Origin of the sequence: Streptococcus caballi DSM 19004 (genome assembly GCF_000379985.1) — a bacterium.
GTDB classification, from domain to species: Bacteria; Bacillota; Bacilli; order Lactobacillales; family Streptococcaceae; genus Streptococcus; species Streptococcus caballi.
In genome coordinates, this window is sequence record NZ_KB904102.1 from 1 (window position 1) to 6447 (window position 6447).

Consider the following 6447-nt stretch of genomic DNA (forward strand, 5'->3'; position numbering starts at 1 on the left):
GTGACAGGCAAATCTAAATCAAGTAGCTCTTTGGCTAAGGTATTACCTCCCATGGTCAGTATAGCTTGAATCATGGTTTCCATCGTTAGCTGACTTTTCCGACTAAAATCTTTTTCAGGATAAAACACAAACTGGTTTGCGGTGGAAACGATGTCGTTAATACTATCAAGTAAATGAGCTTTAATCTGGTCTAGCATGATTTTTCCCCTTTTATTTTTAGTGTAACATAAAAAACTAACCTACCACAAAACGTGATAGGTTAGCTAACTTAATGACATTGGGCCATGTGTCAGGTTTTCTTTTGTCTAAAAATGGCAGCGCTTGCATATTTATGCTATAATAATACACAACACATAAAGAAAACCAAACAAGCAATTGATGACTGTCCATTTAAGCTGATAATATTAACTAAAGTAAATAAGATTGCAGTTAGTTTCTTATTTAAAATATGGTGTTTCTTAAGAGTGTGATGTGAAGTCGGTGATGCCTAGTTTTGATTTCCAAAGTGTATAAGAATAATTCAGGAGGTAAATTTATGGTTACTCGTCGTCATTTTTCAGAAGATTCTATGCGCAGGAATAGTCCTTATTTCTCAGCATTGAAAACAACCATCGAAACGGCTTTTTATGAAAATCATGTGATTTCAATCAAGGGACTGGCAGAAGCTTACAAATTAGCTGCCCAGGCACCAAACACAATTGTCTTGGATACGCCAGTGGCCCATGCGGAAGATTTGGGACTTCCTAGGGATGCTAAAATTCTATTGGAAAATTCAGGTGGGGTTGTAGGTCGTACTGCCAAGGCACGTCGCATCTTTGGGCGTAATAGTCTGGAAGATGCTAAGCTACTTCAGATTGTTCGCGAAGCTATTTTCCAAGCGAGAAAGCGCCTCTTTTACTGTGCTGAGTCTATCGTTGGGCTGGATGAGCGTTTCATGCTGAGGGCTCACCTGATGGTACCACATGACGACATTAACAATTTATATTCTTGGCTAAACAACTTCCAAATGCTAAATGACACCTACCGTGCGCGTTTGAAACAGTCTAAGTGTTATGAAGAAACGGATATTTATATTTTTTCTGATCCTGATTGGTCTCATCCTGACTATCCAGATGGTTTGGTTTATTTTGATACCAATCACAACTGCGCTGCTATTTTGGGACTGCATTATTTTGGCGAACTGAAGAAGGCAACCTTGACTCTGGCTTGGGGAACAGCCAATCGCAATCATTTTGTTGCCTGTCATGGAGGTTTGAAAGTTTTTGGGAGAAAGAATCAGGACCCTTATGTCGCTTCTTTCTTTGGCTTGTCGGGTTCTGGAAAGTCAACTTTGACACACGCCAAACATCATGGCAAGTATCCAATCAATGTTTTGCATGACGATGCTTTCGTTATTTCCGAAAAGGATGGCTCGACTATTGCCTTGGAACCAGCTTACTTTGATAAAACCAATGATTACCCTGCTGGACATAGGGAGCAAAAGTATTTTGTGACGGTGCAAAATTGCGGAGCTGCCCTGGACGAGGAGGGGCACCTGAGGTTGGTTACTGAAGACATTCGAAACGGGAATGGTCGAACGGTTAAGTCGCGCTTTTCAACACCCAATCGAGTAGATCGTGTTGATACGCCTATTCAATCCCTCTTTTGGATTATGAAGGATGATTCTCTGCCACCGCTTGTCCATATTACTGACCCTATTATGGCTTCGACCATGGGTTGCACCCTGATTACCACACGTTCGACAGCAGAAAATACCACTGACAGTTTGAATACCCTTATCATCGAGCCGTATGCTAATCCTTTTAGGGTTTATCCTCTAGTTGAAGATTTTGTTAAATTCCAGCACTTGTTTGAGTCAGGTGTTGAGTGTTATATCATAAACACAGGTTCTTATCTGGGACAGGAAATTCCTAAGGAAGTTTCTCTTGATGTCATTGAGCAGTTGGTAGATGGAAGAGCTAATTTTCAGTCGTTCGGACCTGTTAAAGGATTCGAATATCTGTCTGTTGATGGTTATAAAATACCAGAATTTGATAAGGCTTATGTTAAAATAATTCGTCAAAGAATGAAGATTCGCCTCCAATATCTTAAGGGCTTTAATCAAAAAAATTCTAAAACGAAATTACCAGCGGAAGCTATTGCCCGCCTAGAAGAAGTCATTGCGCAGCTTTCCTGAAGTACCCAACTCAACTATTTTAATAAGGTCATCATATTGCTCTCTTTATGATATAATGGAAAATAAAATACTGGATGTGAAACAGTGCAGAAAAGATTAATATCATTCATTTGTGTTTTGGGAGTATTAGCAATACTAGGCTGTGCTTTGGGCTATACTGGCTTAAGGTGGATGGATTGGCAACTTATCCAGAGTCAACAAAAGATTTTGCAAAGAGAAACAAAGAAAGCTAATCAAGCTATACCTGTTAAAACCATTAATTATCATAAAGGTGACCAGACGAGCTATCTTTTGCCAGTTGGTGAGGATAGTCCGCTTTATCAGTTTATGACTTCGTCTAATCAGGAAGCTGTTGCCAAGGCACCCTTGAGGAAAGGTGAGGTGGCACTGGTTCGTTTGGAATCAAAAAGAGGCAACTTGAAGGATGTTCAGCAGTTTTTGGTCCATCGCGTCCTTTATCGGAAAAAGCTGCTGTCTTATGATAAGTTGTCAGACAAGATTATTGGTCAGGCTTATTTTGATAAAGACAAGAATCGCTTTAGTCTGGGGAAATTGCTAAATGAACAAATGACTTATTTAGATGAACAAGTTAAAAAGTTGTTTCCAGACAAGAATATCGGCCCTATTAGCGCGGATTTACAGGATTTTACCTACAAGCAAAGTAAACTACTGCTTGATAAGGAAAAAGTGGAGATTCCAATTTCGGATCTTTTTGAGATCGTTAATTCTGATTATCTTACAGAAAGTGATTTGGTGGCTTATAAGGGATATAAGGCTAAGAAAGAATCTGAAGCCAAGAATCCTGCGACTGGGAAAGTAGTCGCTCTGACCTTTGATGATGGACCTAATTCAGCGACTACACCAAAAGTTTTGGACATTCTAGCTAAATATAAGGCGAAGGCAACTTTTTTTGTCTTAGGGTCGAAAGTAGCAGGAAACGAAGCTATCTTGAAACGTATGACCGAGGCTGGTTGCGAGATTGGTAACCATTCATGGGACCATCCAAGTTTATCAACTTTATCGGCTGACCAGATAAAATGGCAAATTGACTCAACCAACCAAGCCGTTTCCGATGTAATAGGAAGCAATCCGAAGATAGTTCGTCCGCCGTATGGTGCTACCAATGAGACTGTCAAATCCATAGTCGGAGTACCTCAAGTTCTCTGGTCAGTAGATACCTTGGATTGGAAAAATCATGATACTCAGGCTATCTTGGCCAATGTGCAAAGTCAAACCCAAGCGGGTGCTATCATTCTTATGCATGATATCCATCAAACAACGGTGGCTGCTCTGCCAACAGTGATGGACTACTTAGTTAGTCAAGGCTACCAATTTGTTACAGTTAGTGAACTTTATGGCTATTAAAAGAACTGGAAATGAACTGTATCCCAAAAGTTAGACAGAAAAAATCTAACTTTTGGGATCAGTACAAAGCTCCAGTTTTTTTAATATGTAGACAAATGAGTTTTATACTAAAAGGTGATATGCCTTCTCTATTATCCGAAACGTCAGAGTGTCAAGAGCCTTAAACAAATACAATACTTGCGAAAACGGAGTTTCAAAAGTTTTATCCTGTCCAATTCCGTTAGATTGAAGCATAAAAGTGTCTAATTCTCCACCTAGCATTGGCTAGTATAAAGGTCTGAAGTGCTCATTGTAGGTCGAAAAGGTGTTTGGGGACAAGAATGGATGACTTTTCTTACTTATTGATTGTCTGAATGGTATTGGCAATAGATTATTTTTTTGAAGGATGATCTAGAGAAGTTTGATTGTTGCTAGTATAGACAAGCATTTTTGCCAAAAAAAGAACTGTTCAAACACAGAACAGCTCTCTTTGATACTTTTTAAAGCTATTTACTTGTGATATGTCTATTGACAAGTTGCAAGTTGTTTCATTTTTGATGCAGGGCTTGTTTGTGCAGGTAGAGTTCTGATACGGCTGCGAATTTTTTCAGTTTTTTCAAGTCCTCTTTGTGGCTGACAAAGGTGATAACAGCGCCAGTCTTGCCCATTCGCCCAGTTCGTCCAGAACGGTGGGTATAAGTTTCTTTGTCCCGCGTTACTTCAAAGTTGATGACATACTCTAGGTTGTCAATGTCAATACCGCGAGCCACTAGGTCGGTGGCCAATAGCAGAGCGACCTCATGATTTTTGAACTTTTCCAAGATGACCTTGCGAAATTTAACATTGACATCGCTAGCCAGGGAGACAGCAGAGACATTGTTATATTGAAGACGTTCCTCGCTTGCTCCAAGGTCAGAAAGACTATTAAAAAAGACTAAGCCACGGAAATTGGGAATATTAGATAGTTTGCGCAGCAGTTCTAGTCGATCACGCTTGTCTACACTGATGTAATAGTGCTTGATACTATTTAATTTTTGGTCAGATAGGTCAATACGCAGCGTATTTTTAGCTAAAAGATTATCATCAACTTTGTCCGTCGCACTCATGTAAATCATCTGATGGTCACGGGGAACACGGTTGATGATGTTTTCTACAAAGTGATACTGAGAATCGCGCAGCAGCTCGTCAAATTCGTCTAAAATGATGCTATTGACATTCATCATCTTTATTTTCTTAAGTTTGATCAGTTCAAAAATACGACCAGGTGTCCCGATAAGGATTTCAGGACCTTTTTTCAAGCGTTCGATTTGACGTTTTTGACTGGAGCCTGATAAAAAGAGCTGTGCGGTCAAGCCGATTGGCTCAGCCCATTCTTTAGTGACTTCGAAAATTTGGCCGGCTAATTCGGTATTGGGTGATAAGATGAGCAGCTGCTGAGCTTTTTTAGGCGTCAGCTTAAGCAGACTAGGTAGCAGATAAGCCAAAGTCTTACCAGTGCCAGTTGGACTAATACCCAGTAGGTTATCTCCTTGCTGAATCGGATTAAAAGCCTTTTCTTGGATATCTGTCAGTTGAGTGAAGTGAAGCTCGGTCATTTTCTTTTGCCAAGCTTCTGGAAATGTTGAAATCATAGTTTTCCTTTGCTATATTGTAATCGTCCTTTTATTATAGCATGAAATTTGATAAAATAGATAGAACGATAGTTTACAGATTAAAAATAGGAGGCATAAAAGAAGTCTGACTGATAGAAGCAGAGCTGCTTTTGAGAGACTCTATCTAATTTATTATGCGCAAAAAACCAATTATTATCGGTGTTACTGGTGGATCTGGTGGTGGTAAAACCAGTGTTTCACGGGCTATTTTATCCAATTTTCCAGATGAAAATATCTCAATGATCGAACACGATTCTTACTATAAGGATCAGAGCCATCTTACTTTTGAAGAACGTGTATCAACCAACTATGACCATCCGCTAGCCTTTGATACAGATTTGATGATTGAGCATATCAATGAGCTGATTGCAGGGCGTCCTGCAGATATTCCTATCTATGATTACACTCAACATACCCGTAGCAGTAAGACTTACCGTCAAGAACCGCAGGATGTTTTCATTGTGGAAGGCATTTTGGTCTTGGAGGACAAACGTCTGCGCGATCTGATGGATATTAAAATTTTCGTGGATACGGACGATGACATTCGTATTATTCGTCGTATCAAGCGCGATATGGAAGAGCGTGGACGTAGCTTGGATAGTATCATTGAGCAGTACACCAGCGTTGTAAAACCTATGTATCATCAGTTTATTGAGCCAACAAAGCGCTACGCTGATGTTATCATTCCTGAAGGTGTGACTAATGTAGTGGCTATTGACTTGATTAACACAAAAGTAGCTAGCATCTTAGAAGAATCTAGCTAGGTCTGTTAGTTGTAGATACTATTGCAAATTTTTGTAAGATTATTTATTAACTTGGCTATAAATAACTTGACAGAGAAATAAAAAAAGGGTATCCTGATAAGGAACGTATAAATGTTACAATATCTTGAGGAGGTGAAACACATGTCAAAAACAGTAGTACGTAAGAATGAATCACTTGATGATGCACTTCGTCGTTTCAAACGTTCTGTGACTAAAGCTGGTACTCTTCAAGAATCACGTAAACGTGAATTCTACGAAAAACCTTCTGTAAAACGTAAACGTAAATCAGAAGCAGCTCGCAAACGTAAAAAATTCTAATTTTTAGAAATACAGAGAACTTGATGATTCAAGTTCTTTTTTATTTCTGTGAAAAGGCATCAAAAAACTAGGATAAAAACTGAACAGCTCCCTGTCAAGTGGACAATGAAATAATAAAAGATTAGGCGACGGCCTTGTTCCTCATTTCAAGAGGGGCAAGGCCGTTGTTGCGTTCTTGAAAACGTTGATGATT

At 39.4% G+C, this 6447-nt stretch carries 5 protein-coding genes and 1 pseudogene; 4 read left to right on the top strand and 2 right to left on the bottom strand.

What is annotated here, in order from left to right; all coding sequences use genetic code 11:
* Positions 1–197 (bottom strand): annotated as a pseudogene (locus A3GS_RS0108845) (IS4 family transposase); the annotation flags it as partial.
* Positions 198–535: 338 nt separating this feature from the next.
* On the opposite strand from A3GS_RS0108845, the gene A3GS_RS0108850 reads away from it, so the two are divergent.
* Both A3GS_RS0108850 and A3GS_RS0108855 read left to right on the top strand, forming a co-directional pair.
* On the top strand, positions 536–2176 hold the full coding sequence (locus tag A3GS_RS0108850; protein ID WP_018365047.1) for a phosphoenolpyruvate carboxykinase (ATP): 1641 nt from the start codon (positions 536–538) through the stop codon (positions 2174–2176).
* 171 nt (positions 2177–2347) lie between these two features.
* Positions 2348–3541: a polysaccharide deacetylase family protein gene (locus A3GS_RS0108855; RefSeq protein WP_018365048.1), complete on the top strand. Its 1194-nt coding sequence runs from the start codon at positions 2348–2350 to the stop codon at positions 3539–3541.
* A 527-nt stretch (positions 3542–4068) separates the two neighbouring features.
* Here A3GS_RS0108855 and A3GS_RS0108865 read toward each other — a convergent pair.
* Positions 4069–5151, bottom strand: coding sequence for a DEAD/DEAH box helicase (locus A3GS_RS0108865; protein WP_018365050.1), 1083 nt, complete (start codon positions 5149–5151; stop codon positions 4069–4071).
* A 155-nt stretch (positions 5152–5306) separates the two neighbouring features.
* Here A3GS_RS0108865 and udk point away from each other — a divergent pair, with 155 nt between their 5' ends.
* Both udk and rpsU read left to right on the top strand, forming a co-directional pair.
* On the top strand, positions 5307–5936 hold the full coding sequence (udk, locus tag A3GS_RS0108870; protein ID WP_018365051.1) for a uridine kinase: 630 nt from the start codon (positions 5307–5309) through the stop codon (positions 5934–5936).
* A 141-nt stretch (positions 5937–6077) separates the two neighbouring features.
* Entirely contained in the window at positions 6078–6254 is a 177-nt protein-coding gene (gene rpsU / locus A3GS_RS0108875; RefSeq protein ID WP_000048058.1) for a 30S ribosomal protein S21, read from the top strand.
* Positions 6255–6447 lie beyond the last annotated feature (193 nt).

What these genes read in the sequence shown, in the direction of transcription:
- A3GS_RS0108850 (WP_018365047.1), top strand. Translation starts at nt 536, where the DNA reads ATGGTTACTCGTCGTCATTTTTCAGAAGATTCTATGCGCAGGAATAGT.
- A3GS_RS0108855 (WP_018365048.1), top strand. Translation starts at nt 2,348, where the DNA reads ATGGATTGGCAACTTATCCAGAGTCAACAAAAGATTTTGCAAAGAGAA.
- A3GS_RS0108865 (WP_018365050.1), bottom strand. Translation starts at nt 5,151, where the DNA reads ATGATTTCAACATTTCCAGAAGCTTGGCAAAAGAAAATGACCGAGCTT.
- udk (WP_018365051.1), top strand. Translation starts at nt 5,307, where the DNA reads ATGCGCAAAAAACCAATTATTATCGGTGTTACTGGTGGATCTGGTGGT.
- rpsU (WP_000048058.1), top strand. Translation starts at nt 6,078, where the DNA reads ATGTCAAAAACAGTAGTACGTAAGAATGAATCACTTGATGATGCACTT.